This is a genomic window from Pseudomonas sp. FW306-02-D09B (assembly GCF_058782685.1).
Window position 1 is genome coordinate 44,368 of sequence record NZ_JBYSXY010000016.1, and the last position, 25,905, is coordinate 70,272.

Annotated in this window: 21 protein-coding genes and 1 tRNA gene; 17 read left to right on the top strand and 5 right to left on the bottom strand. The window is 58.3% G+C overall.

All coding sequences use genetic code 11. The annotated features are described in order from the left end of the window. Positions 1–7 precede the first annotated feature (7 nt). The 16 genes from rpoD to AC3WK5_RS23345 all read left to right on the top strand — a co-directional run bounded on the left by rpoD (position 8) and on the right by AC3WK5_RS23345 (position 19,559). The gene (gene rpoD / locus AC3WK5_RS23270) at positions 8–1,855 is read left to right on the top strand and encodes an RNA polymerase sigma factor RpoD (RefSeq protein WP_019693936.1); all 1,848 of its coding nucleotides are present in this window, start codon (positions 8–10) and stop codon (positions 1,853–1,855) included. Positions 1,856–1,978: 123 nt separating this feature from the next. Further along, positions 1,979–5,722 (top strand): bifunctional diguanylate cyclase/phosphodiesterase, encoded by a 3,744-nt coding sequence (locus AC3WK5_RS23275; RefSeq protein ID WP_103315907.1) that lies wholly within the window; start codon positions 1,979–1,981, stop codon positions 5,720–5,722. A 15-nt stretch (positions 5,723–5,737) separates the two neighbouring features. Next, a tRNA-Ile gene (locus AC3WK5_RS23280) sits at positions 5,738–5,814 on the top strand. Positions 5,815–6,159: 345 nt separating this feature from the next. Then, positions 6,160–6,402 carry a hypothetical protein gene (locus AC3WK5_RS23285; protein ID WP_103315906.1) on the top strand — a complete coding sequence of 81 codons (243 nt, stop codon included), beginning with the start codon at positions 6,160–6,162 and terminating at the stop codon, positions 6,400–6,402. A gap of 30 nt (positions 6,403–6,432) precedes the next feature. Beyond that, positions 6,433–6,675: a hypothetical protein gene (locus AC3WK5_RS23290; RefSeq protein WP_054594326.1), complete on the top strand. Its 243-nt coding sequence runs from the start codon at positions 6,433–6,435 to the stop codon at positions 6,673–6,675. 1,043 nt (positions 6,676–7,718) lie between these two features. Further along, positions 7,719–8,513, top strand: a complete 795-nt coding sequence (locus AC3WK5_RS23295) for a WaaZ-like lipopolysaccharide core biosynthesis protein (RefSeq protein ID WP_054598193.1) — start codon at positions 7,719–7,721, stop codon at positions 8,511–8,513. 107 nt (positions 8,514–8,620) lie between these two features. Next, positions 8,621–9,082: an Lrp/AsnC family transcriptional regulator gene (locus AC3WK5_RS23300; protein WP_008067391.1), complete on the top strand. Its 462-nt coding sequence runs from the start codon at positions 8,621–8,623 to the stop codon at positions 9,080–9,082. A gap of 140 nt (positions 9,083–9,222) precedes the next feature. Next, entirely contained in the window at positions 9,223–10,905 is a 1,683-nt protein-coding gene (locus AC3WK5_RS23305; RefSeq protein ID WP_103315904.1) for a flavin monoamine oxidase family protein, read from the top strand. Positions 10,906–10,917: 12 nt separating this feature from the next. Beyond that, positions 10,918–11,712, top strand: coding sequence for a carbon-nitrogen hydrolase family protein (locus AC3WK5_RS23310; protein WP_054594328.1), 795 nt, complete (start codon positions 10,918–10,920; stop codon positions 11,710–11,712). Between the two features lie 48 nt (positions 11,713–11,760). Beyond that, a complete protein-coding gene (gene pqqF / locus AC3WK5_RS23315; RefSeq protein WP_103315903.1) occupies positions 11,761–14,244 on the top strand; it encodes a pyrroloquinoline quinone biosynthesis protein PqqF in 2,484 nt (827 codons plus the stop codon). Between the two features lie 138 nt (positions 14,245–14,382). Further along, the gene (gene pqqA, locus AC3WK5_RS23320; protein ID WP_003194766.1) at positions 14,383–14,457 is read left to right on the top strand and encodes a pyrroloquinoline quinone precursor peptide PqqA; all 75 of its coding nucleotides are present in this window, start codon (positions 14,383–14,385) and stop codon (positions 14,455–14,457) included. An 85-nt stretch (positions 14,458–14,542) separates the two neighbouring features. Continuing rightward, on the top strand, positions 14,543–15,454 hold the full coding sequence (pqqB, locus tag AC3WK5_RS23325; RefSeq protein ID WP_103322134.1) for a pyrroloquinoline quinone biosynthesis protein PqqB: 912 nt from the start codon (positions 14,543–14,545) through the stop codon (positions 15,452–15,454). A gap of 135 nt (positions 15,455–15,589) precedes the next feature. Further along, a complete protein-coding gene (gene pqqC / locus AC3WK5_RS23330) occupies positions 15,590–16,342 on the top strand; it encodes a pyrroloquinoline-quinone synthase PqqC (protein ID WP_103315901.1) in 753 nt (250 codons plus the stop codon). After that, positions 16,339–16,614 carry a pyrroloquinoline quinone biosynthesis peptide chaperone PqqD gene (pqqD, locus tag AC3WK5_RS23335; protein ID WP_103315900.1) on the top strand — a complete coding sequence of 92 codons (276 nt, stop codon included), beginning with the start codon at positions 16,339–16,341 and terminating at the stop codon, positions 16,612–16,614. The genes pqqC and pqqD overlap by 4 nt, the downstream gene beginning before the upstream one ends. Next, a complete protein-coding gene (gene pqqE / locus AC3WK5_RS23340) occupies positions 16,586–17,761 on the top strand; it encodes a pyrroloquinoline quinone biosynthesis protein PqqE (RefSeq protein ID WP_103315899.1) in 1,176 nt (391 codons plus the stop codon). Before pqqD ends, pqqE begins: the two co-directional genes overlap by 29 nt. Next, a complete protein-coding gene (locus AC3WK5_RS23345) occupies positions 17,727–19,559 on the top strand; it encodes a S9 family peptidase (protein WP_103315898.1) in 1,833 nt (610 codons plus the stop codon). Before pqqE ends, AC3WK5_RS23345 begins: the two co-directional genes overlap by 35 nt. 80 nt (positions 19,560–19,639) lie before the next feature. Here the strand turns inward: AC3WK5_RS23345 and AC3WK5_RS23350 are convergent, their stop codons facing one another. The 4 genes from AC3WK5_RS23350 to AC3WK5_RS23365 form a co-directional block, all read right to left on the bottom strand. After that, positions 19,640–19,960: a helix-turn-helix domain-containing protein gene (locus AC3WK5_RS23350; RefSeq protein WP_103315897.1), complete on the bottom strand. Its 321-nt coding sequence runs from the start codon at positions 19,958–19,960 to the stop codon at positions 19,640–19,642. Further along, complete coding sequence (locus AC3WK5_RS23355) at positions 19,953–20,309, bottom strand: type II toxin-antitoxin system RelE/ParE family toxin (RefSeq protein ID WP_054594336.1); 357 nt, start codon at positions 20,307–20,309, stop codon at positions 19,953–19,955. The genes AC3WK5_RS23350 and AC3WK5_RS23355 overlap by 8 nt, the downstream gene beginning before the upstream one ends. Before the next feature lie 254 nt (positions 20,310–20,563). Next, positions 20,564–21,841 carry an aspartate aminotransferase family protein gene (locus AC3WK5_RS23360; protein ID WP_103315896.1) on the bottom strand — a complete coding sequence of 426 codons (1,278 nt, stop codon included), beginning with the start codon at positions 21,839–21,841 and terminating at the stop codon, positions 20,564–20,566. Further along, positions 21,838–22,536: an MOSC domain-containing protein gene (locus tag AC3WK5_RS23365; RefSeq protein ID WP_103315895.1), complete on the bottom strand. Its 699-nt coding sequence runs from the start codon at positions 22,534–22,536 to the stop codon at positions 21,838–21,840. The genes AC3WK5_RS23360 and AC3WK5_RS23365 overlap by 4 nt, the downstream gene beginning before the upstream one ends. 101 nt (positions 22,537–22,637) lie before the next feature. Here AC3WK5_RS23365 and AC3WK5_RS23370 point away from each other — a divergent pair, with 101 nt between their 5' ends. Then, entirely contained in the window at positions 22,638–23,567 is a 930-nt protein-coding gene (locus AC3WK5_RS23370) for a LysR family transcriptional regulator (protein WP_103315894.1), read from the top strand. Between the two features lie 237 nt (positions 23,568–23,804). Here the strand turns inward: AC3WK5_RS23370 and AC3WK5_RS23375 are convergent, their stop codons facing one another. Next, on the bottom strand, positions 23,805–25,583 hold the full coding sequence (locus AC3WK5_RS23375) for an acyl-CoA dehydrogenase C-terminal domain-containing protein (protein ID WP_103315893.1): 1,779 nt from the start codon (positions 25,581–25,583) through the stop codon (positions 23,805–23,807). Between the last annotated feature and the right edge of the window lie 322 nt (positions 25,584–25,905).

A 25,905-nucleotide genomic window follows, 5' to 3' on the forward strand; every position in this document is an offset into this window, starting at 1 on the left:
GGGTGTTATGTCCGGAAAAGCGCAACAGCAGTCTCGTATCAAAGAGTTGATCACCCTTGGTCGTGAGCAGGGTTACCTGACTTACGCGGAGGTCAACGACCACCTGCCGGAGGATATTTCAGATCCGGAACAGGTGGAAGACATCATCCGCATGATCAATGACATGGGGATCAACGTATTCGAGGTTGCGCCAGATAAGGATTCCCTTATGCTGGCCGACGCCGATACCGACGAAGCAGCCGCAGAAGAAGCGGCGGCAGCGTTGGCAGCGGTTGAGACCGACATTGGTCGCACTACCGACCCAGTGCGCATGTACATGCGCGAAATGGGTACCGTAGAGCTCCTCACACGTGAAGGCGAAATCGAAATCGCCAAACGTATTGAAGAGGGCATCCGTGAAGTGATGGGCGCAATTGCGCACTTCCCTGGCACGGTTGACCACATTCTCTCCGAATACACTCGCGTCACCACCGAAGGTGGCCGCCTGTCCGACGTCCTGAGCGGTTATATCGACCCGGACGACGGCATTGCGCCGCCTGCTGCAGAAGTGCCGCCGCCTGTCGACCCGAAAGCCGTGAAAGCGGATGACGACACCGATGACGACGACGCTGAAGCCAGTGACGACGAAGAAGAAGCCGAAAGCGGTCCGGATCCGGTCATCGCAGCACAGCGTTTTGGCGCTGTGGCCGATCAGATGGAAATCACCCGCAAGGCGCTGAAAAAGCACGGTCGTGAAAACAAGCAGGCCATTGCCGAGATGTTGGCGCTGGCTGAGCTGTTCATGCCGATCAAACTGGTTCCGAAGCAATTCGAAGGCCTGGTTGAGCGTGTACGTAGCGCCCTGGATCGTCTGCGTCAGCAAGAGCGCGCGATCATGCAACTTTGCGTTCGTGATGCACGCATGCCGCGTGCCGACTTCCTGCGCCAGTTCCCGGGCAACGAAGTTGACGAAAGCTGGACCGAAGCACTGGCCAAAGGCAAAAGCAAATACGCTGAAGCCATTGGTCGCCTGCAGGCCGACATCGTTCGCTGCCAGCAGAAGCTGACCGCACTTGAAGCCGAAACCGGCTTGAAGATTGCCGAGATCAAGGACATCAACCGTCGTATGTCGATCGGTGAGGCCAAAGCCCGCCGCGCGAAGAAAGAGATGGTCGAAGCCAACTTGCGTCTGGTGATCTCGATCGCCAAGAAGTACACCAACCGTGGCCTGCAATTCCTCGATCTGATCCAGGAAGGCAACATCGGTTTGATGAAAGCGGTAGACAAGTTCGAATACCGCCGCGGCTACAAATTCTCGACTTATGCCACCTGGTGGATCCGTCAGGCGATCACTCGCTCGATCGCCGACCAGGCACGCACCATCCGTATTCCGGTGCACATGATCGAGACGATCAACAAGCTCAACCGTATTTCCCGTCAGATGCTGCAGGAAATGGGTCGCGAACCGACTCCGGAAGAGCTGGGCGAACGCATGGAAATGCCTGAGGACAAGATCCGCAAGGTATTGAAGATCGCTAAAGAGCCGATCTCCATGGAAACCCCGATCGGTGATGACGAAGACTCCCATCTGGGCGACTTCATCGAAGACTCGACCATGCAGTCGCCAATCGATGTTGCTACCGTTGAGAGCCTTAAAGAAGCGACTCGCGAAGTTCTCTCCGGCCTCACTGCCCGTGAAGCCAAGGTTCTGCGCATGCGCTTCGGTATCGACATGAATACCGACCACACCCTCGAGGAGGTTGGTAAACAGTTCGACGTTACCCGTGAGCGGATTCGTCAGATTGAAGCCAAGGCGCTACGCAAGCTGCGCCACCCGACGAGAAGCGAACATTTGCGCTCCTTCCTCGACGAGTGATCACAAAACCCCCGGCCCTGCCGGGGGTTTTGCTTTCTGTAGATTAAATCCCCTTCGCTTCGCTCCCGCCGCCTAGCCCGTCTACACTCGAAACATTCCCCCCCAAGCCATAACGAGACCGTTATGCCCAGACTGCCGGCCGTGCTTTTGCTATTGCTGATGACCTGGACCACAACGGCTGGCGCGCTGACTCTGAGCGACGAAGAACGTGTCTGGCTTGCGGCTCACCCGGAACTTCGCCTGGGTGTCGACGCTTCCTGGCCACCGTTTGAATTTCGCGATGAGCAAGGCCGATACCAAGGCCTTGCCGCTGACTACATCAACATCGTGCGTGATCGCCTGGCAATCAAGGTCACGCCCATTGAGCCTGTGAGCTGGACCGAAGTCCTGGAACAGGCCAAACAGGGCAAGCTGGACCTCTTGCCCGGCGTCATGTCGACGCCCGAACGGCAAAGTTACCTCGCGTTCACGCGGCCCTACCTGGACTTTCCGATCGTCATCCTGGCCCATGTGAAAGGTGCACAGCCGCACAAGCTGGAAGACCTTTACGGCCTGAAAGTTGCCGTCGTGGAAAACTACGCCCCCCATGAACTGCTGCGCACCCACCATCCTGACCTCAATCTGGTCCCCATGCCCAATGTCAGTTCGACCTTGCAGGCGCTGGCCACCGACGAGGTCGACGCGGTAGTCGGCGATCTGGCCTCAAGCGTCTGGAGCCTTCGCCAACTCAAACTCGACGGGCTCTACGTCAGCGGCGAAACGCCGTATCGCTACCAATTGGCGATGGGCGTACCGCGAGACGACAAAATGCTGGTCGGCATTCTGGATAAAGTGCTGGCGGACATGAGCCCCGGTGAAATCAGCGCCATCCAGGAGCATTGGGTCGGTAATGTCCTCGACCACCGCACCTTCTGGTCCGACCTGCTGATGTACGGCTTGCCCGGCGTACTGCTGCTGGTGACCGTTCTGGCCGTGGTGATCCGCATCAATCGTCGCTTGAGCTCGGAAATTTCCCGCCGGGTAGCCTTGGAACAGGAGCTGCGCACCAGCGAATACCATTACCGCGGCCTGGTGGAGAGCCTTTCGGCGATAGCCTGGGAAGCGCGAATCAGCGACTTTACGTACAGCTACGTGTCTCCCCATGCCGAAGGCCTGCTCGGCTACCCCTTGTCCCATTGGCTGATTCCGGGCTTCTGGCGCAATATCATCCACCCCGCCGACCTCACGCGCGCCCAGGCATTTTGTGATCACGAAGTACTTGCCGGACGCGATCACAGCCTCGATTACCGGGTGATCACTGCCGACGGGCGCTGCCTTTGGGTACGCGATATCGTCAGCCTGATAGAGCACGGCCACGAGCCGATACTGCGCGGGCTGATGATCGACATCAGCGAAGCCAAAAGAACCGAAGAAGCCTTGCGCCGCTCCGAGCAGAAGTTTGCCTCGGTGTTCCAGCAATGCCCGGACATACTGGTTATTGCACGTCTGTCCGACGGTTGTCTGCTGGAGGTCAACGAGGCGTTCGAAGAGCAAATCGGCCTCACTGCCGAAGAAGTGATCGGACGGACCGCCACCGAGCTGAACATCTGGGGCATCGCCGGTGTCGGTCCCGGGCTCTTGCAGCGCTTGCAAGCCGGCAGTATTCGCAATCTGGAGATGCCCTTTCGTCGCAGCAATGGCCAGGTGTTCACCGGCCTGATCTCCGCCGAACCCTTCCAGCTCGACACCACCCCCGCGCTGGTCGTGGTAGTGCGTGACATCAGCCAGCTCAAGGAAACCCAACAACAACTGCAAACCTCAGAAGAGAAATTTGCCAAAGCCTTCCATGCGTCCCCTGACGGCTTGTTGCTGTCACGCGTGAGCGACGGCCTGCTGATCGAGGTCAATGAAGGCTTCAGCCGCATCACCGGCTTCAACAGCGCAATGTCGCTGGACCGCTCGACCTTCGACCTCGGCATCTGGGTCAACCTGAATGAACGCAGGCAGATGCTCGACCTGTTGAAACGCGACGGCTTCGTGCGTGACTTCAGTTGCCATATACGTCGCAACGATGGGCAGATCCGTCTCTGCGAGATGTCCAGCCGGCCGCTGCCAATTGGCGATGACGATTGCATGCTGACCATCGCCCGGGATATCACCGAGCGGCATCTGATGCAGGAAAAACTGCAACAGGCCGCCACGGTATTCGAGAGCACCGCAGAAGGTGTATTGATCACCGACACCCAACAGCACATCAGCGCCGTCAACCGCGCGTTTACCGAAATCACCGGCTACAGCGAAACCGAAGCCCTGGGCCATACGCCAAGGTTGCTCGCCTCAGGCCTGCATGACAGCGCCTTTTACGCGGCGATGTGGCATCAACTGACCGCCGAAGGGCATTGGCAGGGCGAAATTTCCAACCGCCGCAAGAATGGCGAGCTGTACCCCAGCTGGCTGACCATCAGCGCGGTGCGCAATAAAGACCGCTTCATCACCCACTTCGTGGCGGTATTTGCCGATATCTCCAGCCTCAAGCACGCCCAGGCCAAACTCGACTATCAGGCCCACCACGATCCGTTGACAGGTCTGCCAAACCGGACGCTTTTCGAAAGCCGCCTGCTGACCGCGCTCAACAACCAGCAAGAAAACGGTGGCCAGGGCGCAGTGCTGTTCCTTGACCTCGATCGATTCAAACACATCAACGACAGCCTGGGTCATCCGGTTGGCGACCTGCTGCTCAAAGGCATCGCGGTGCGGCTCAAAGAGCAACTTCGGGACATCGATACCGTGGCGCGGCTGGGCGGTGACGAGTTCATCATCCTGCTGCCGGGCCTGCAGCAAGCCAGCGACGCCGACCATATTGCCAACAAGCTGCTGAACTGCTTCACCGCGCCCTTCCAGGCTGGCGAGCATGAGTTCTTCATCAGCGCCAGCATTGGTACCAGCCTCTACCCCAATGACGGCATCGACGTCGCCACGCTGGTCAAAAACGCCGATGCCGCGATGTACCGCTCCAAAGCCAAAGGTCGCAACAGGGTTGAAAGCTATACCCGCGACCTGACCGCACAGGCCAGCGAACGCGTGGCACTGGAGCATGAACTGCGCCGCGCAATCGAGCGCAATGAGCTGACGCTGTTCTATCAACCCAAAGTGAGTCTCAACCATCCGCGCCTGGTAGGCGCCGAAGCCCTGATCCGCTGGCGCCATCCAGCTTTCGGCGATGTGCCGCCCGAGCACTTCATCCCGCTGGCCGAAGAAAACGGCATGATCCTGCAAATCGGTGACTGGGTACTGGAACAGGCCTGCCTGCAGATGCATGAGTGGAACCAGCGCTATGAAAGTTTCGGCCCGCTATCAGTCAACCTGGCCGGAGCACAACTACGCCAGCCGAACCTGCTGGTCCGCATCGAACAACTGCTCAAGGACAACCGCCTCAAACCGGGCTTCCTGCAACTGGAAATCACCGAAAACTTCATCATGAGCCAAGCCGAAGAGGCACTTGAAGTCCTGCATCAACTCAAACGTCTGGGCGTGCAGTTGGCCATCGACGACTTCGGCACCGGTTATTCCTCGTTGAGCTACCTCAAACGCTTGCCGCTGGATTTCCTGAAAATTGACCAGTCCTTTGTCCGCGGACTGCCGGACGACCCGCACGATGCCGCCATTGTCCGCGCAATTATTGCCCTGGGCCGCAGCATGCAATTCACGATCATAGCCGAAGGCGTTGAAACTCACGCGCAGCAGCAATTCCTGACTGCCGAGGGTTGCGAACAGATCCAGGGCTACATCGTTAGCCTGCCTCTACCCGCCGACGAATTCGCCGCAACCTTTCTTCGTATCGCAGTTTCAGACTTTTCGGATAGCACAGTCGGGAAACCATCGCTATAATCCGCGGCCTACTGAGGGCCTATAGCTCAGTTGGTTAGAGCAGAGGACTCATAATCCTTTGGTCCACGGTTCAAGTCCGTGTGGGCCCACCAAACTCAAAGCCGCGCACTGCGCGGCTTTTGTGCATCTGAGACATTCACTCTCGATGGATCATTTCCTTTCAATTCACTATCAGTGTCCACAAAACGTCCACAGAGACCGCTGGTTCTATCAGATACCGAGCGTGAATGGACGGTATACCCACCCCTCAACATCCTCACCATCGATCTCCACAGATACATGACACCAGTTTGAGGTGCTATCTGCCGGGGAGTTGGCTCGCTGGCGATGAGACCCGTGCAGACGTCAAATTCCCCGGGGCCTCACATCAAAGACCGTTTGCATCTTAGTCACCGCTTGTAGAAAATCATCGTCTTTTTGCACGAATGGATACGCGCATGAAGTTCGAGCAGACCACGCAGTACAGGTCCGAGGAAGGGATCGTCTTCAATAGGTCTCAAATCACCCTCATGGAAAGCGACCGAGGTCGCCTGCGCGAGCTGCACTTTGGCGAAGCGAAACGCGCCCATTACCAAGTCAACAGCATGGTCGTCGATATGTACGACCGAATGCAGGTGACGCGCTGGTCAGCATCGAGGGAGAGGTCCATGGCGGGATTGGCCCACAGCGCTCTGTCGTGACGCTGGTCATCAAGGTCTGAGGAACTGCACATGCCCTACATCATGCAAACTGTCGTCCTTCTGGTGCTGGGCGCGATCCTCGTTCAGTTTCTGAAACCATACCCGCTGCGCAAGTGGCTGGGTTTGGCGCTGCTGGCAACGGGCTTGGTCAGCATCTTCAAGGTTGGTGAGCAGCAGGTGCTGGGCTTTGACCTGGAGCTGCTAGCACTGCTGGCCGTGCCGCTGGGCGTGGTGCTTTTCCTGACGCGGCGGCGGTTCACGGAGGGGGACTGAAGCCCTGGCACGATTTCTCGGTGCCGTCTCTGACCCAAAATCATATGGGACAACAGTCGATCAACAGCGCGTTGATCGATTATCTTAGCGTTGGACCTTGCCGGCGGATTGGGGGGTTACTTTGAACATACTGGTAACTCCTAACGTAGGTTAGATGCCGCCAAAATCACTGCTAAATGATGGGTGGCGGCTGTAACGCAGGCCAGGTGCAGTCGGAAATGGGCCTAATTCTGATCCTAGACAGCACGGATCTAGCGCACATGAAAGGTCACCGCAATCGCCAACCTTTAAAGTCAGACTATACGCATGCCTTAGGCCAAGCCGCGTTTTGCTTCTCGATCTGTGAATGGAACGTGGTTTGGCGCTGCGAGAGAATTAGCCCGGGGGCACTACAGAAGATCGTGGGCGAAGAATTCACTGCGGGGCGAATTGCGAAACTCAAAGGCTGCAAAATCAGTACAACCACGGTACAGTACTCAGCTTGAGCAACCTTCTCAAAATTACGCTTAACACCACGTATTACGGGGCCTCCAGCTATGCCAGCCTACGTTCACCTACGAACGCTTTCTCTAGGCATATCAGCTCGCCCAGCAACTCATAATCCTTTGGTCCACGGTTCAAGTCCGTGTGGGCCCACCAAACTCAAAGCCGCGCATTGCGCGGCTTTTCTGTACCCATGAGAAGTCCAGGACGCCAAGCCCATGGCATTTACGCCATGCATTTAGCGAAAAAAACGTCTACAGTTCATGTTTTCATGACCCCATGCATACCCAGCGCAATATCTTGTGCATTTTTGAGTTCACGCGCCTTGGCGCAAGTAGCAGGTCATCGGTCGGCCCGATAGAAAACCCACGTCGCACGAGCGTGTCGGGCTTGGTATTCGAGACCCTTTCCTGACCCACATTCGATATCAAGCGCTCATCAGGCTACATCGAAGCCCCATGACGAATGACGCGCTATCAGATATCTTGAAATTCGGTATCGATGCCAACCACCGACAAGAATAAACAATCGATGCCATTGGCATGACCAACGGACACCTGATGAACGCAAGCGAAAAATATTTCATGATCGATAACAAACTTAGTTATGTGAACGGGTTCAATGAGTGTCACAACATAGAAACAGGAACTGTTTTCATCATTGCCTCCGGCAGTTCCGCCAAAGACTTTCCCATTGAAGAATTCGCTCATGTACCGATGATCACAATGAACGGCGCGGTCGCACTTTTCGAGGGCACCGCGATCCAGCCGTTTTTCTACGCTTGTACGGACATGAGCTTCCCGACTCAGCAGCCCGAACTATTTTCGCACGCGATGCAGATTAGCCAGCGAGTCGCCTTGTGGGAGGAGTTCATCCGGCGAAACAGCATTCGACCTCACGGCAAGCTATACGCGCTAAAGTCGGCAGCTAAACAATCCTGGGTCGATTCGATCTTCAAAAAGAACAACGATCTCGTACGCAGTCGTTCTATTTTTGGCCACCGAAGAAAGAGCATCGGGTTTAGCAAAAATCTCAGCGATGGCTTTTTCGACTCCCGCACCGTGGCTTATCTTGCTCTACAACTTGCCTACCATGCCGGTTTCACCAAGGTGATCCTGGTCGGGGTTGACTTGCAACAATCCAGTGGTCGGTTCTATGAAACGGCTGATAGCCGCATATCCCCGTGTGAACTCGATCAACATTTCCACACCCGAATTCTTCCGTCATTGAAGTTGATGTCGAAAAAAGTCATGAACAAGAACTTCTCTGTCTACAACCTCTCTGGCAACTCTAGAATCCCCGACAGCGTGATACCCAATATAAAAATTCAAGAAGTCAGGGCCTTGGTCAAATGACCTGCATCATGCAGGTGTTCTGCGTGTAAACCGATCCATCGCACAGCCCTTTACGGCTCACCAGTCGGTAACATGCTCGCCACCGAAATGTGCCGCCGGAGATGACCTTGCCTGATACCCGCCCTCCCGTCCTCGACGAAATCGACCGCCAACTGATCGCGGCCTTGCAGATCAATGCTCGTGAAAGCGTGGCCATGCTCGCCCGGCAATTGGGGATTGCACGCACGACAGTGACGTCACGCCTGGCGCGGCTGGAAAAGGCCCGGGTCATTACCGGCTACGGCGTGCGACTCGGGCAGCGAGTGGTCGATGGCGGTTTGCAGGCTTATGTCGGGATCACCGTGCAACCGCGCTCCGGCAAGGAAGTACTGCGTCGGCTCAGCGCCATGGCGCAGGTTCAGCAGTTGTGTGCGGTCAGCGGCGAATTCGATTACGTGGCCTGGCTGCGTACCGATTCACCGGAACAGCTCGACCAGTTGCTCGACCAGATCGGTAGTGTCGACGGCGTAGAAAAAACCACCACGTCGATCATCCTCAGCAGCAAAATTGACCGTGGCCAGCCAGTTTGATCGATCATCTCGTCATATTGCACAAACAATATGCAGAACGACGACACATTGCGTCTTATTAACGTGCTCTACGCTCCCTAGAATGGCGACAGTCTTTTCCTATACTCAGCACCGAGTGCGAGTCGCCAGCAAGGTCAGCCATGAACAAGAACAATCGCCATCCTGCAGACGGTAAAAAACCAGTCACCATTTTCGGCCCGGACTTTCCATTCGCCTTTGACGACTGGATCGAGCACCCGGCTGGCTTAGGCAGTATTCCTGCGCACAACCACGGCGCGGAAGTGGCGATTGTCGGCGCAGGTATCGCGGGGCTGGTGGCCGCATACGAGCTGATGAAACTGGGCCTCAAGCCGGTCGTCTATGAAGCTTCGAAAATGGGTGGCCGCTTGCGCTCCCAGGCCTTCGAAGGCGCTGAAGGGATCATCGCCGAGTTGGGTGGCATGCGCTTCCCGGTGTCGTCTACTGCGTTCTATCACTACGTCGACAAGCTCGGTCTTGAGACCAAGCCTTTCCCTAACCCGCTGACCCCAGCTTCCGGCAGCACCGTCATCGACCTGGAAGGCCAAACCCATTACGCACAGAAACTCGCCGACCTTCCTGCACTGTTCCAGGAAGTGGCTGACGCCTGGGCCGATGCACTGGAAGACGGCTCACGCTTTGGCGAGATTCAGCAAGCGATCCGCGATCGCAATGTACCGCGCCTCAAAGAGCTGTGGAACACCCTCGTTCCGCTGTGGGATGACCGGACTTTCTACGACTTCGTCGCCACCTCCAAAGCCTTCGCCAAGCTGTCGTTCCACCACCGCGAAGTATTTGGCCAAGTCGGTTTCGGCACCGGTGGCTGGGACTCGGACTTCCCGAACTCGATGCTGGAAATCTTCCGCGTAGTCATGACCAACTGCGACGATCACCAACACCTGGTGGTCGGCGGTGTAGAGCAGGTGCCGTTGGGCATCTGGCGCCATGTGCCGGAGCGCTGCGCTCACTGGCCGGCAGGCACCAGCCTGAGTTCACTGCACAACGGTGCACCGCGCACCGGGGTCAAACGCATCGCACGCGCCGCCGATGGCCGTTTCAGCGTGACCGACAACTGGGGTGACACCCGCGAATACGCCGCTGTGCTGACCACTTGCCAGAGCTGGTTGCTGACCACTCAGATCGAGTGCGAAGAGTCGCTGTTCTCGCAAAAAATGTGGATGGCCCTGGACCGCACCCGCTACATGCAATCGTCGAAAACCTTCGTGATGGTCGACCGGCCGTTCTGGAAAGACAAAGACCCGGAAACCGGTCGCGACCTGATGAGCATGACCCTCACCGATCGCCTGACCCGTGGCACCTACCTCTTCGATAACGGCGACGACAAGCCGGGCGTGATTTGCCTGTCGTATTCGTGGATGAGCGACGCGTTGAAAATGCTTCCGCAACCAATCGAAAAACGCGTGAAGCTGGCGCTGGATGCACTGAGGAAGATCTATCCAAAAGTCGACATCGCCGCGCGCATCATCGGCGACCCGATTACTGTGTCCTGGGAAGCCGACCCGCATTTCCTCGGTGCATTCAAAGGCGCCCTGCCCGGTCACTATCGCTACAACCAGCGGATGTATGCACACTTCATGCAACAAGACATGCCCGCCGAACAGCGTGGGATTTTTATCGCTGGCGACGATGTTTCGTGGACACCGGCCTGGGTCGAAGGCGCGGTACAAACCTCGCTCAACGCGGTATGGGGCATCATGAATCACTTCGGCGGTAAAACCCACGTCGAAAACCCAGGCCCGGGCGATGTGTTCCATGAAATCGGCCCGATTGCCCTGCCCGAGTAAGAGGACTCCGAAATGCGCGTAGCGCTCTACCAATGCCCGCCGCTGCCGCTCGACGTTGCCGGCAATCTGCAGCGCCTGCAAAAGCTTGCTACAGAGGCCAAAGGCGCTGATCTGCTGGTGTTCCCGGAGATGTTCCTGACCGGCTACAACATCGGCGCCGAAGCGGTTGGCGCATTGGCCGAGGCGCAAGACGGCACTTGCGCGCAGTACATCGCGAGCATCGCCAAGGCCTCCGGTATCGCCATTGTGTATGGCTATCCGGAACGCGCCGAGGACGGGCAGATCTATAACGCCGTGCAGTTGATCGATAGCCGGGGCCAGCGTCTGGCCAACTACCGCAAGACTCATCTGTTCGGCGAGCTCGATCATTCGATGTTCAGCGTTGGGCCGGATGAGTTTCCATTGGTGGAACTCAACGGCTGGAAGCTGGGCTTTTTGATCTGCTACGACCTGGAGTTTCCGGAAAACGCCCGGCGCCTGGCGCTGGCCGGCGCCGAGCTGATTCTGGTGCCGACGGCGAACATGATTCCCTACGACTTCATCGCCGATGTCACCGTGCGTTCGCGGGCCTTCGAGAACCAATGTTACGTGGCGTACGCCAATTACTGCGGGCACGAAGGCGAGATCCACTACTGCGGTCAAAGCAGCATCGCCGCACCGGATGGCAGTCGCATCGCCCAGGCCGGCCTGGATGAAGCGCTGATAGTTGGTACGCTGGATCGCCAACTGATGGTCGATTCTCGTGCCGCCAATCGCTACTTTCTCGATCGTCGACCAGAACTCTACGGCGAGCTGAACAAGCGCTGATCCCATGTTTTCGCTAGCATGAGCACTTCTTAAGTAGCGGAAGTGCTCATGCCTGCGCCGACCCACCTTCTCCCTCACGTCGAAACCCTGGCCAACGGCCTGCGGGTTTCGCTTCGTCATGCGCCCGGTTTGAAACGCTGCGCCGCGGCTTTACGGGTTGCTGCTGGCAGTCACGATGCGCCGCTGGCCTGGCCTGGGCTGGCGCACTTTCTTGAACACCTGTTCTTTCTCGGCACCGAACGCTTTCCTGCTGACGATGGGTTGATGGCCTACGTGCAACGTCACGGCGGGCAACTGAACGCCAGCACCCGCGAGCGCACCACCGACTTCTTCTTCGAACTGCCGCCTCAGGACTTCGCCGGAGGGCTTGAGCGTTTGTGCGACATGCTCGCCCACCCGCGCCTGAATCCGGATGATCAGTTGCGTGAACGGGAAGTACTGGAAGCTGAATTCATTGCCTGGTCTCAAGATGTTGAGGCACAGCGACACCTCGCATTGTTTGAAGGGCTTTCGCCAGATCATCCGTTGCGCGGTTTCCATGCCGGCAATCGCGACAGCCTGGCGGTACAGCAGCCTGAGTTTCAACAGGCCTTAAGCGCGTTCTATCAGCGTTTCTACCAAACCGGTCAAATAACGCTGAGCCTTGCCGGTCCGCAGTCTGTGGATGAGTTGCGTAGCCTGGCCGAGCGTTTGAGCGGCGACTTCGCCGTCGGTAAACAGCAACCGCAAAGCGCCCCGCCCGCGTTGATGGCAACCGCAAACAACAGTTATCAACAGGCTGACGAACGCCGACTCAACCTGCTGTTTGCATTCGAAGCCTTGCCGAACGCATCCCGTGAAGCGCTGGATTTTCTCTGCACCTGGCTGAACACGTCGAAACCGGGAGGCGTCTTCGCCGAGTTACGCCATCGCCAATTGATCGACAACCTGAAGGCGGCGCCGCTGTACCAATTCGCCGGACAAGCATTACTGCAGGTTGAGTTCAACCTGACGGCCAGTGCCGCAACGCAGGCCGGGATAATCCGTGAGCTGCTGGGTGATTGGCTGAGCTTCTTCGCCGACGCTGCCGACTGGTCAAAGCTGCGCGAAGAATATGCCCTGCTGCAACAGCAAAAGCGTCAAACCAGCAACGCCTTGGCACTTGCCCGACTGGACAGTGAGAAGCTTGAACCAGAGCTGTCGGATTCGGGTGTCATTGCGCTTAAAGCCATAGTGCAGCAGATGAGCCCGACACCTGTGGATAACCTGGATGTCGTCTGGCAACTGCCACCCGCCAATCCGTTCCTGCGTTCCGCCGAAGTGCCAGCACCAGCCGGTTTGATCCGTGGACAAACCAGCGCTCATCGCGGCTTGCGCACGTTTGCCCAGGATCGCACGCGCGGTCGCCGTGAGCGCTCGCCGATGCAGTTCAGCCAAGGTCTCGCAGGCGATAATGGCGAAGCGGCGATTTGCCTGCGTTGGCGCCTCGACTCCGCACCGCCAGCCAATCTTCAGCCGACACTGGCCCGCAGCCTGCAAGGCCTGTGCGATGACGCCAGTCAGGCAGGCGTCGAGCTGTCCTTCAGCGAAACGGGCAATCAATGGTTGCTGAAAATGAGCGGACGGCATGAGCCGATGCCGGCGATTCTCGAACAGGCGCTGCTGTGTCTGATGAATCCCGCCGCCGATGCCTGGCTCAGTACCGAGTCGTCAGCACCGCTGATCGCGATCCGGCAATTGCTTAAGGTGTTGCCAGCACATTGCCTGGGACAGGATTCGCAGCCGACATCGCCGCCTGCCGGCGCTGATGTCCTACAGCAGATCTGGGCCACTGCACGCTGGGATGGATTGGCCGCAGGTCTGCCGGCGACCGTTCAAACAGCGATCACCCGCGCCTTGAGCCGCGTGCCTGGCATTCCTGACAGTGAGATGACCGCGCCCGCCTCCATTGCCGGTCAACGCCTCTGGAGCGAAGTGCCCAGTGACGCCAACGAAAATGCACTATTGCTGTTTTGCCCGACGCCCACTCAGGATCTGGCCGACGAAGCCGCGTGGCGCCTGCTCGCGCAACTCTGCCAAACGCCGTTCTATCAGCGCCTGCGGGTCGAACTGCAATTGGGTTACGCAGTGTTCAGTGGTGTCCGTCAGATCAATGGACAGACCGGGCTGCTGTTTGGCGTGCAATCGCCTAACGCATCGGCGAAAGAGATCCTCGAACACATCGAAGCCTTCCTGAAGCAACTGCCTGAACTCATCTCGACGCTCGATAATGCGTCCTTGATCAATCAGCGCCAGACCTTGGCCGAGCAGCTCGACGGCAATCTCATCCCGTTTGCCCAAGCCTTTGAACTACTGTGGCAGGGCAAACTGGGCGGCCATTCATCGGATTACCTGTCTGAGCTGCAACAGGCCGTGTTGCTACTGAATCGCACAGCTTTGCTCGATACAGCAAAGCGCCTGATTCACGCAGCAGGTGGCCGCAGATGCCTGGCCACCAATGCCTGCCCGGACGGCACATGGCAACCGACAGCCCGATCATTACCGGGGCTGTAATGGGCTTTCTTCGAGAGATGTCTCCAATTTGCAGAAACGTTTCAGTAACATAGCCCGGCAAACCTCTGAACATCTCCTGCGGGAGGTGGGCTATAGGTATAGAGTGAATTTTTCTCACGAGCCTGAAGGAACGTTTTTATGACTTGGTCCAAACCTGCTTACACCGACCTGCGTATCGGCTTTGAAGTCACCATGTACTTCGCCAGCCGTTGATACTGCCCTTGGGTAGAACATGCGGTACAACGCCTCGGCCCGTCCGGGGCGTTTTTATTTTCAGCGTTGAAGTGATGGAGCAACCATGTTTGTCCAGATTCTAGGTTCCGCCGCCGGCGGCGGTTTTCCGCAGTGGAACTGCAACTGCGTGAACTGCGCAGGTTTTCGCGACGGTAGCCTGCGGGCCGAAGCGCGTACCCAGTCGTCTATCGCGATTTCCGATGACGGCGTGAACTGGGTCCTGTGCAACGCCTCGCCGGACATTCGCGCGCAGTTCCAGAACTTCGCCCCGATGCAACCCGGCCGCGCCCTGCGTGACACGGGCATCAGCGCAATCATCCTGATGGACAGCCAGATCGACCACACCACCGGCCTGCTGAGCCTGCGCGAAGGCTGCCCGCATCAGGTCTGGTGCACTGACATGGTCCATGAAGACCTCAGCACCGGCTTCCCGCTGTTCACTATGCTTACCCACTGGAACGGCGGGTTGAACTGGAACCGCATCGAGCTCGACCAGAGCTTCACCGTCCCGGCCTGCCCGAACCTGCGCTTTACCCCACTGCCGCTGCGTAGCGCCGCACCGCCCTACTCGCCACATCGCTTCGACCCACACCCGGGCGACAACATCGGGTTGATCGTCGAAGACCTGCGTACCGGCGGCAAGTTGTTCTATGCGCCAGGGCTGGGCAAGGTCGATGCGCCGTTGCTGGAGATCATGGCGGGCAGCGATTGCCTGCTGGTGGACGGCACGCTGTGGGACGACGATGAAATGCAGCGCCGCGGCGTCGGCACCCGCACCGGCCGGGAGATGGGGCATCTGGCACAGAACGGCCCCGGCGGTATGCTCGAAGTACTGGAGCAACTGCCACAGCAGCGCAAAGTGCTTATCCACATCAACAACACCAACCCGATCCTCGATGAGGACTCGGTCGAGCGCGCCGAACTGGTTCGACGCAATGTTGAAGTGGCGTACGACGGCATGAGTATTGTGTTGTAGCGGAGGGCCCCTTCGCGGGCAAGCCCGCTCCCACAGGTTTTGTGTACGCCATAGACCCAATGTGGAGCGGGCTTGCTCGCGAAGAGGCCAGCGCAGACACCCGAGAATCCAACGGTTATTCCCCGGAGAACCGAAATGACTGACACACCACTCTCTCCCGCCGAGTTCGAACAGGCGCTTCGGGCGAAGGGCGCCTACTACCACATCCATCACCCGTATCACGTGGCGATGTACGAAGGCCGGGCGACCCGCGAGCAGATCCAGGGCTGGGTCGCCAACCGTTTCTACTATCAGGTGAATATCCCGCTCAAGGACGCTGCGATTCTGGCCAACTGCCCGGACCGTGAAGTCCGTCGCGAGTGGATTCAACGCCTGCTCGACCACGACGGCGCGCCCGGTGAGGACGGTGGTATCGAAGCCTGGTTGCGCCTCGGCCAAGCCGTTGGCCTGGACCCGGACCAACTGCGTTCCCAGGAACTGGTGTTGCCCGGCGTGCGTTTCGCGGTGGATGCCTACGTCAACTTCGCCCGCCGGGCCAATTGGCAGGAAGCCGCCAGCAGCTCGCTGACCGAACTGTTTGCGCCGCAAATCCACCAGTCACGCCTGGACAGCTGGCCGCAGCATTACCCGTGGATCGATCCGGCCGGTTATGAGTATTTCCGCACCCGGCTGGGTCAGGCGCGGCGCGATGTCGAGCACGGTCTGGCGATCACCCTGCAGCACTACACCACCTATGAAGGCCAGCAGCGCATGCTGGAAATTCTCCAGTTCAAACTGGACATCCTTTGGAGCATGCTCGATGCCATGAGCATGGCCTATGAACTGAACCGCCCGCCTTATCACAGCGTGACCGAGCAACGGGTCTGGCATAAAGGGATCGCCTTATGAGTTTCGACCGCAGCAAGACCCCGAGCTGGCGTCCCGGCTACCGCTTCCAGTACGAACCGGCGCAAAAAGGCCACGTGCTGCTGTACCCGGAAGGCATGATCAAACTCAACGAAAGCGCCGCGCTGATTGGTGGCCTGATCGACGGTAAACGTGACGTCGCGGCGATCATTGCCGAACTGGACGCCCAGTTCCCCGGCGTCCCCGAACTCGGTGACGACATCGAGCAATTCATGGAGGTCGCCCGTGCAGAGCACTGGATCGAGCTTGCCTGAATCAGCGGCGCTGCCATTGCCGCCCAAACCCGAGATCGGCCTGCCGCTATGGCTGCTCGCCGAGCTGACCTACCGCTGCCCGCTGCAATGCCCCTACTGCTCAAACCCGCTGGACTTCGCCGAACAAGGCAAAGAACTCAGCACCGAGCAGTGGCTCAAGGTGTTTCGCGAGGCACGGGAAATGGGCGCGGCGCAGTTGGGCTTCTCTGGCGGCGAACCCTTGGTGCGTCAGGACCTCGCCGAGCTGATCGCCGAGGCTCGAAAACTGGGCTTCTACACCAACCTGATCACCTCGGGGATTGGCCTCACCGAGCAGAAAATCAGCGACTTCAAGAAGGCCGGTCTCGATCACATCCAGATCAGTTTCCAGGCCAGCGATGAACAGGTGAATAACTTGTTGGCCGGTTCGAAAAAAGCTTTCGCGCAGAAACTCGAAATGGCCCGCGCAGTAAAAGCCCACGGCTATCCGATGGTGCTGAACTTCGTCACCCATCGGCACAACATCGACAAGATCGACCGCATCATCGAGCTGTGCATCGCCCTGGAAGCCGATTTCGTCGAGCTCGCCACCTGCCAGTTCTACGGCTGGGCCCAGCTCAACCGCGTCGGTTTGCTGCCGACCAGGGAACAGCTGGTGCGCGCCGAGCACATCACCAACCAATACCGGGCCAAACTCGAAGCCGAAGGTCACCCGTGCAAGCTGATCTTCGTTACCCCGGACTACTATGAAGAACGCCCCAAAGCCTGCATGAACGGCTGGGGCAGCATTTTCCTGACCGTGACCCCAGATGGCACCGCCCTGCCGTGCCATGGCGCACGACAGATGCCAGTGCAATTTCCGAACGTGCGCGATCACAGCATGCAGCACATCTGGTACGACTCGTTCGGCTTCAACCGCTTTCGCGGTTACGACTGGATGCCCGAGCCGTGCCGCTCCTGCGACGAGAAAGAAAAGGACTTCGGCGGCTGCCGTTGCCAGGCCTTCATGCTCACGGGTGACGCGAGCAACGCCGACCCGGTGTGCAGCAAGTCAGAACATCACGGCGTGATCCTCAAGGCCCGCGAAGAAGCCGAGCACGCCACCCAGACCATCGAGCAACTGGAATTTCGCAATGAACGGAACTCACGCCTCATCGTTAAAAGCTGAACCCTTGAGCGCCCTCAAAGCCGTAGCGGCCGGCGTCGATTTCACTGACTTGTGCGTCGGCGCTCAGGGTTTGTTCTGGAATGAGTACCGCCCCGAAGATGGCGCCTGCCGAATCTGGCATTGGCACGACAACACCGCCCATTGCCTGACCCCGCCGGGGTTCAGCGCGCGCAGTCGAGTCTATGAATACGGTGGCGGGTCGTTTTGCTTGAGCGATGATGGCGTGGTCTTCGTCAACGAAACGGATCAGCAGCTGTATCGGCAATCGTTGGCCGGTGAAATACCGCAGGCGTTAACCGTGGGTGAATGCCGTTACGGCGATCTGCAATTTGCCGGCGGGCAGGTACTCGCCGTCGAAGAGCAAGGCAATCAACATCGCCTGGTGGCCATAGATCCGGCAGACGGCAAACGTCAGCTGTTGGCCGAAGGCGCAGATTTCTACTCGGCTCCAACCTTGAGTCCGGATGCCGGGCGGTTGGCCTGGATCGAATGGAGCCGGCCGCATCAACCCTGGACCGCGACCCGTTTGATGGTCGCCGAGCGCGATGCCAACGGTGCTTTCGGCCGGCCGCGCTGCGTAGCGGGTGACGCGTCTGAAGAGTCCTTGCAACAGCCTCGCTTCGATGATGCCGGCCGCCTGTATTGCCTGACTGACCGCGCCGGATTCTGGCAGCCGTGGGTCGAAACCGGATCAGGCTTTCAGCCATTGCCCAGCAGCGAGGCGGATCATGCGCCGGCACCGTGGCAGCTTGGCGGTTGCACCTGGTTACCGCTTGACGAAAAGAACTACCTGGCGAACTGGACCGCGGAGGGTTTCGGGCGCCTGGGGCTGCGCTCTGGTGATTCCGTTGAGGATTTCACTGGCGATTACAGTCGCTTCCGAAATCTGGCGCTGGACCAGGAATCTGTCTACTGCATCGCGGCTTCGCCGGTCAGCCCTTCCGCGGTGATCGCCATCAACCGTAAAAGCCATCAAGTCCGGGTGTTGGCGGGTGGAGTGGCACCGCTGCCCGCCAAGCACATCAGCCAGCCGCAAACACTGCGCTACCCCAGCGGTACCGGCGAGGCCCATGGTTTCTTTTATCCGGCCATGACCGATGTCGCCAAACCACCGTTGCTGGTGTTTATTCATGGCGGGCCGACATCGGCGTGCTACCCGATGCTCGATCCGCGAATCCAGTACTGGACGCAACGCGGCTTCGCGGTCGCCGACCTTAACTATCGCGGCAGTAGTGGATACGGTCGCGCCTATCGGCAGGCGCTGCACCTGAGCTGGGGCGAAGTGGACGTCGAAGACGCCTGCGCCGTGGTCGCCTACCTCGCCGGGCAAGGTTTGATCGACGGCGATTACGCGTTCATTCGTGGTGGCAGTGCCGGCGGTTACACCACGCTCTGCGCGCTGGCATTTCGGGACGTCTTCAGCGCGGGCGCCAGTTTGTACGGCGTCAGCGACCCGGCGGCCCTGAGCCGCACCACTCACAAATTCGAAGGTGATTATCTGGACTGGCTGATCGGCGATCCGCAGCAGGATGCCGAGCGCTACGTCGCCCGCACACCACTGCTACACGCGAGTAAAATCCGCGTGCCAGTGATCTTCTTCCAAGGCGAACTCGACGCTGTGGTGGTACCGCAACAGACCCGCGACATGCTCAAGGCCCTGCAAGACAACGGCATTCCCGCCCAGGCCCATTACTACCCGGACGAACGCCACGGCTTTCGCAAGGCCAGCAATCAGGCTCATGTGCTGGAGCAGGAATGGCTGTTTTATCGCGAGGTGATGGAGCAGAAGAACGCCTGACTGCAGGCGGGGGACAGAGTGTCTTGAAAAGATCGCAGCCACCGGGCTGCGATCCAGGCTTGCAGCACTTGCCGATCAACTCAGGCCAGTATTTCCAGTCCATGCTTCTGCACGATGCTCAGCAGCTTCAATGCCATCCCGCTGGGGTGCTTGTCACCCGCTTCCCACTGTTTGACGGTAGAAGCACTGGTATTCAAATAGCGGGCGAACACCGGTTGGCTGACATTGTTACGCTCACGCAGTTGCTTGATCTGTTCGGCGGGAATCGCCTCTGGCACCTGTGCCAGGCATGTCTCATCGAACTGGCGCATGGTGGTCTTGCTGATAGCGCCGATCGACAACAATGCAGTGGCCGAGTCGTGAACCGACTCAAGGGCTTCACTCTTGAACTTCTTACTCATGATGTACCTCCACAAACTCCCTCATATCCAGCAGTTGCTGGACCTGTGTGTCACTCAACCTCTCGTAGGCTTTGGCCAACTCTCGAAAGGCAGCCAACTCCGTTTGGCTGATGTTGCTCTGGTCTTTCTTGGCAAACAGAAACTGGTAAACCCAGTACCGTCCCCCCTTGGCCAGAACAATCGAACGGTGACGGTTTTCGCTCAAGCGCTTTTTCCAGACGCCACCTCCCAAACTGTCTGCCTGCCCTTTAAGCAACTCGCGGAACGCTGACCTGAGCTCGTCATCGCCGATCCAGGCTTTGCCTGCCTGGACGGTAAAACGCCTTGTTTTGAACAGCCTGATCGTCATGGACATCCCTTCCCATTACCATACCACTCAGTGGTATACACTTACAAACCAAGCCATCCGCAGAATCAATGTGTGATGGCATCGGCAGTCCTCGCCAACTCCGCCAAAAAGCCATTGTTCTGGCAATCACTCAAGCACTGAGTAGGGTTTAGAAAATCGCTGAGACAAAAAAACGCCCCATGCCAAAAGAGTCAGGCATGGGGCGCTGCGTTATACCGCGAGACGGTTAGGGAATTAGAGAAGGGCAGGCCTGTTCAGACCGCAATGCCTTTGCGACATTGAAGTTGGGCCGTGCGCACCCGGGAAAAGGCTCGGGCCAGGCGCAGGAGCATTTCGTCGATATTGGTCTTGCTGACTGTCAGCGCCGGCGTAAACCGCAGGCAATCGGGTTTCGGGGCGCTCAACAGCAAACCTTCGTACAGCGCCGCGCTCACCACGGCGTCAGCCGAATCGTCACTCAGTGTCAGCCCCCAGAGCAGCCCCTGGCCACGCAGTTCACCGTGCCCGTAACGGTTGGCCAATCGGCTCAAGCCTTCGCGCAGGTGTTGAGCACTATCGCGAACCTGTTCGAGGAAGCCGTGATCCAGCACGCTGTCCAGAACCGCCAGCGCCGCCGAGGCCATCAACGCGTTGCCGTGATGGGTGCCATCCAGCTCGCCCGGCTCGAGGCAGCAGGCTTTGCCGCGCGCCAGAAGCGCCGCCACTGGCACCCCGCCGCCCAGCCCTTTGCCCAGCACAACAATATCGGCGCGCACGCCATAAAACTGTTCGGCGAGCAGACTGCCGCAACGGCCAATCCCGGTTTGCACTTCGTCGAGAATCAGCAAAATCCCCAACTCACGGCATAGGCGCTCGACACCTTTGAGGTAATGCCCGGTCGCCGGAACCACCCCGGCGGCGCATTGGATCGGCTCAAGCAGGATAGCTACGGTTTGCGCATCTACCGCCGCATGTAACGCAGGCAAATCATTGAACGGAACGTGGCTGAAACCCGGAAGTTGTGGCTCAAAGCGATTGTTCTGACAGTCCGACGCGGACATGGCCGCAAAGCCGTGACCATGGCAGCTACCGCTGGCGGTGATGATTCGCGATGCACCGCCACGATGCAGTTGCCCCCATTTGCGCGCCAGCTTGATCGCCGCCTCGCAAGCTTCACTGCCACTGTTGAGCAGATAAACCTTGTCGCTGCCGGTACTGGCGCACAACCGTTCGGCCAGATTGAGTTGGCCACGGTTAAGCAGACCCGAACCCGGATTGATCAGCGTTTGCGCTTGAGCGGAGATGGCTTTGATCAGCACCGATGGGCTATGGCCGAGGCTGTTGGCCGCTCCACCTTGAGTGAAATCCAGATACGCGCGGTCGTCACTGTCCCAAAGCCAGGAACCCTGACCGCGAACGAAAACTTGCAGGGGTCGCTCGACACTGGGCATCAGGCACTCGCTGGAAAGGTTGTCGTGCCTGGAAGGCCGAAAATGCTCCACCACCAGATCATCCAGGCTCGGCTGTTGGCGACGCAGGCTGAACAGGTTCATGCGCGCATTCCCTCAAGCGGCGAACCCAGCAGACGCGAAGACCAATCCTCGACGCGCCCGGTGCGTAAACGTTTGAGTGCAATATCACGCCAGCGCGAAGACAGCGCCGGGCAGTCGACGAGTTTTTTCAAACCGGCATGCTCAAGCGGCTCTCGATAAAAACAGCGCAACGCCCAGGCCACAGTCAGGCCGGGGTAACTGCGCTGGATCAGCTCGAACGGCTGATCGGCGCTGACAAAACCAGGCTTGAGAACGCGGTAGAACCAGCCGCAGCGCCCTGTATCCTGCGCCAGTTGCGGCAAGATCGGCACACCCAAGCGGTGGCTCAACCGATAACACGGTGAGCGCGGTTGGCTGACCTGCAACAACGCACCGCCCCAACGAAACATATCGCCCAGGCACACCTGCTCTTCGGTCAGGCCGCGGGTTGAAAGGTTTTCACCGAAGGCCGGCGCGTTCCAGTCGATCTGTGGATAACGTTTGTGCCAGTAAGCGTAGTGTTCGGACGGGTAATGATGCAGGGCGCGTTCGGGGCCAGTATGAAAACGCGGATCGCCGTGTTCATCGCTGCCCAGACCTTGCGGCCATAACCAGAGTCGATTGGCAATCCGCTGTTTGTCGGTATCGCAGATCAAACCCTGTCCGAGATTTTTTGCCTTGCCTATGTAAACACCATCAACGTAAACGGTATTCATCGCGCTTTCTGGCCCTGTAAGCCTTGTGAATGCGGTTAGACTAGGCTTCTGTCAGGCGCTGAGCCATTTCGATTTTCCAGCTTTTTCGATAAGAATTACTTATGGATTTTAAGCAACTGCGTTATTTCGTCGCGGTGTATGAAGAAGGCCATGTCGGACGGGCTGCCGAACGCCTGTCGATCTCCCAGCCGGCGCTGTCGCAGCAGATCCGCCAACTGGAGCAAAACCTCGACGTGGGCCTGTTCGAACGCAGCAGTAAACGCCTGCTGCCCACCCTGGCCGCGCATACCTTGTACAACCACGCCCTGCCCTTGCTCGACGGTCTGCAGCGTGCGCGCGAGGCCTTGGGCAACTTCAAGGGCCAGGCGTTGCGCACCTTGGCTATCGGTGTGCTGCAAACTGTTCACACCAGCCTGGTACCCAAAATGCTGGAACGTGTGCGCAAGGCGCAACCACACCTGGTGGTACAGATCTATGAACTCACGGGGCTGGAAATCGAACGTCGATTGCTCAATGGCTCACTCGATATCGGTATCAGCTATCTGCCGCCGCGCCAACCCGGGCTGCATGGCGTTTTGCTGTATGAAGATGAACTGACCCTGGTCATCCCTGCCGATCATCCGTTGCGTGAATTCAAGAAAGTCTCCATGAGTCAGGCCGCGGAGTTGCCGATGCTGTTGCTGGGGGAAGAGTTTCAGGTTCGGCAGATCTGGCAGGGACAACTGGCCAATCTCGGACGCCGCCCGCAAGTACAGGCGGAACTGAACAACATGGCGGGGATCCTCGACAGTTTGCCCCACACCAGACTGGCCACTGTCCTACCTGGACGCTCGCAGCAGGAACACGGAAACAAGGCGCTCTTGTGGAAACCCTTGAGTGAGCCGCGGGTTCCCCTGAAAGTAGGATTGGTCTGTCGCGACGTTCAACGTCAGCAAGCGACGCTGGAGTTGCTGCGCAACCTGTTGGAAGACGTGATAAACAGCCCGGCCGGGCGGATGACGAGCCCGACGGTACTGGATGTTCAGGGCTGAACGGCAAAAACATAAATCGCAGGCAAAAGAAAACCCCGCCGAAGCGGGGTTTTGCAGACTGTTTCCCTGACATCCATTTCACTCCGCCGTCCTGGCAGAATCCTACGTGTCCGTGTTATTGCTTTGCGCTTCCTGCGCGACGTCCATGTGAAGTAGATTAGCTCTGGATCCAATTTTGGAACAGGGGGAAAACAGCAGCACGTCACGTAAGCAAATGCTTACATGACGTTACACTTCTCAGAATTGCGCCGCATCCAACAGAAACAGCGACTCACTACCGGCCTTGACCGAAGCGCTCAGCGAATGAATTCGTGGCAGCAGGCGAGCGAAGTAGAAGCGTGCAGTGCCCAGTTTGCTGGCGTAGAAGTCGTCCTGCGCCTCTTTACCAAAGGCTGCCTTGGCCATCAGTGCCCACATGTAGGCGTAGGACACATAGCCAAACACTTGCAGATACTCGACTGAGGCCGCGCCGATTTCGTTCGGGTTATTTTTCACCCGGTCCAACAACCAGGCGGTCAGTTCGTCCAGCGTATCGACCGCATCGTTCAACGGCTTGGTGAACTCGGCCAGATCAGCGCTCGCGATGGCGGTGAAATGGCGAATCTCATCAGCAAACAACTTGTAGTACGCCCCGCCGCTGCCGACGATCTTGCGCCCGACCAGGTCAAGCGCCTGAATGCCGTTGGTGCCTTCGTAGATCTGGGTGATCCGTACGTCACGCACCAGTTGTTCCTGGCCCCACTCGCGGATGTAGCCGTGGCCACCAAAGACTTGCTGGCCGTGGATGGTGGTTTCCAGACCCAGATCCGTGAGAAATGCTTTGGCGACCGGCGTCAGCAAGGCCACCAGGTCTTCGGCGCGTTTGCGGGTGGTCAGGTCTTCGCTGAACTTGGCGGTATCCAGTTGCATGGCCACGTAGGTTGAAAATGCACGACCGCCTTCGTTCGAGGCCTTCATGGTCAGCAGCATACGACGTACGTCCGGGTGAACGATGATCGGGTCGGCGACCTTGTCTTTGTTCTGCGCCCCTGTCGGCGAACGGCTTTGCAGGCGATCGCGAGCGTATTCAACCGCGTTCTGGTAAGAGCGCTCGCCGCTGGCCAGGCCCTGGATACCGACACCCAGACGCTCGTAGTTCATCATGGTGAACATGGCCGCCAGGCCTTTGTTCGGCTCACCCACGAGGTAACCCACGGCTTCGTCGAAGTTCATCACGCAGGTAGCGGATGCCTGGATACCCATTTTGTGTTCGATCGAACCGCAGTTAGCCGGGTTACGCGCGCCGAGACTGCCGTCGGCGTTGACCATGAACTTCGGAACCAGGAACAGCGAAATACCTTTCGGACCCGCAGGGGCATCCGGTAATTTGGCCAGCACCAGGTGAATGATGTTTTCGGTCAGGTCGTGTTCACCGCCAGTGATGAAGATCTTGGTTCCGCTGATCTTGTAGGAACCGTCTGCTTGCGGTTCGGCCTTGGTACGGATAATCCCCAAGTCAGTACCCGCGTGTGGCTCGGTCAGGCACATGGAGCCTGCCCAGACACCGGCGTACATGTTTGGCAGGTAAGCGGCTTTCAGTTCTTCGCTGGCGTGAGCGTTGATCGACAGGCAAGCCCCGGCAGTTAGCATCGGATACAGACCGAACGACAGGCTGGCAGAGTTGACCATTTCTTCGACCTGAGCCGAAACCGCTTTCGGCATGCCCATGCCACCGTAGGACGGATCACCACCGACGCCAACCCAACCGCCTTCAGCATAAGTCTGATATGCCTGTGGGAAACCTGCTGGCGTGGTGACGGCGCCGTCGCTCCAATGGCAGCCTTCTTCGTCGGCAGCACGGCTCAGCGGTGCGATGCTTTTGCTGGTGACTTTACCGGCTTCCTCAAGGATTGCCTCGACGGTCTCGGCATCGACGGTATCGGCCAGGGCGGGCAGTTCAGCCCACAGTTTGGCAACCTCGAAAACTTCATTGAGGACGAAGCGCATATCGCGCAAGGGCGCTTTGTAGTCAGCCATGGCAAACCTCGTGAGAACTTGAAAAGTGATTCGTAGGATCGTATTCCAGCAAGGTCTTGAGTGTACCCGAACAACTTTTACGATACATAGGGTCAGCTAGTGACCTATTTGTAATTTTTGGTCACTGAAAAAAAGATCGCAGCCTGCGGCAACTCCTACAGGCCCATCTGTAGTGTAGGAGTTGCCGCAGGCTGCGATCTTTCAGAGGCAGCGCTATCGCGCAGGGAGAGGCTTGTACTCGGGCTGGTCGTTTATCCGTCTGCAGATCATTCAAACCTGCTGCTGTGAATCGCTTCGGACAATCACAGCCCATACGCTGAAT

Bases quoted from the DNA above. Each gene is read 5' to 3' on its own strand.
- rpoD (WP_019693936.1), top strand. From the start codon at position 8: ATGTCCGGAAAAGCGCAACAGCAGTCTCGTATCAAAGAGTTGATCACC.
- AC3WK5_RS23275 (WP_103315907.1), top strand. From the start codon at position 1,979: ATGCCCAGACTGCCGGCCGTGCTTTTGCTATTGCTGATGACCTGGACC.
- AC3WK5_RS23285 (WP_103315906.1), top strand. From the start codon at position 6,160: ATGAAGTTCGAGCAGACCACGCAGTACAGGTCCGAGGAAGGGATCGTC.
- AC3WK5_RS23290 (WP_054594326.1), top strand. From the start codon at position 6,433: ATGCCCTACATCATGCAAACTGTCGTCCTTCTGGTGCTGGGCGCGATC.
- AC3WK5_RS23295 (WP_054598193.1), top strand. From the start codon at position 7,719: ATGAACGCAAGCGAAAAATATTTCATGATCGATAACAAACTTAGTTAT.
- AC3WK5_RS23305 (WP_103315904.1), top strand. From the start codon at position 9,223: ATGAACAAGAACAATCGCCATCCTGCAGACGGTAAAAAACCAGTCACC.
- AC3WK5_RS23310 (WP_054594328.1), top strand. From the start codon at position 10,918: ATGCGCGTAGCGCTCTACCAATGCCCGCCGCTGCCGCTCGACGTTGCC.
- pqqF (WP_103315903.1), top strand. From the start codon at position 11,761: ATGCCTGCGCCGACCCACCTTCTCCCTCACGTCGAAACCCTGGCCAAC.
- pqqB (WP_103322134.1), top strand. From the start codon at position 14,543: ATGTTTGTCCAGATTCTAGGTTCCGCCGCCGGCGGCGGTTTTCCGCAG.
- pqqC (WP_103315901.1), top strand. From the start codon at position 15,590: ATGACTGACACACCACTCTCTCCCGCCGAGTTCGAACAGGCGCTTCGG.
- pqqD (WP_103315900.1), top strand. From the start codon at position 16,339: ATGAGTTTCGACCGCAGCAAGACCCCGAGCTGGCGTCCCGGCTACCGC.
- AC3WK5_RS23345 (WP_103315898.1), top strand. From the start codon at position 17,727: ATGAACGGAACTCACGCCTCATCGTTAAAAGCTGAACCCTTGAGCGCC.
- AC3WK5_RS23350 (WP_103315897.1), bottom strand. From the start codon at position 19,960: ATGAGTAAGAAGTTCAAGAGTGAAGCCCTTGAGTCGGTTCACGACTCG.
- AC3WK5_RS23355 (WP_054594336.1), bottom strand. From the start codon at position 20,309: ATGACGATCAGGCTGTTCAAAACAAGGCGTTTTACCGTCCAGGCAGGC.
- AC3WK5_RS23360 (WP_103315896.1), bottom strand. From the start codon at position 21,841: ATGAACCTGTTCAGCCTGCGTCGCCAACAGCCGAGCCTGGATGATCTG.
- AC3WK5_RS23365 (WP_103315895.1), bottom strand. From the start codon at position 22,536: ATGAATACCGTTTACGTTGATGGTGTTTACATAGGCAAGGCAAAAAAT.
- AC3WK5_RS23370 (WP_103315894.1), top strand. From the start codon at position 22,638: ATGGATTTTAAGCAACTGCGTTATTTCGTCGCGGTGTATGAAGAAGGC.
- AC3WK5_RS23375 (WP_103315893.1), bottom strand. From the start codon at position 25,583: ATGGCTGACTACAAAGCGCCCTTGCGCGATATGCGCTTCGTCCTCAAT.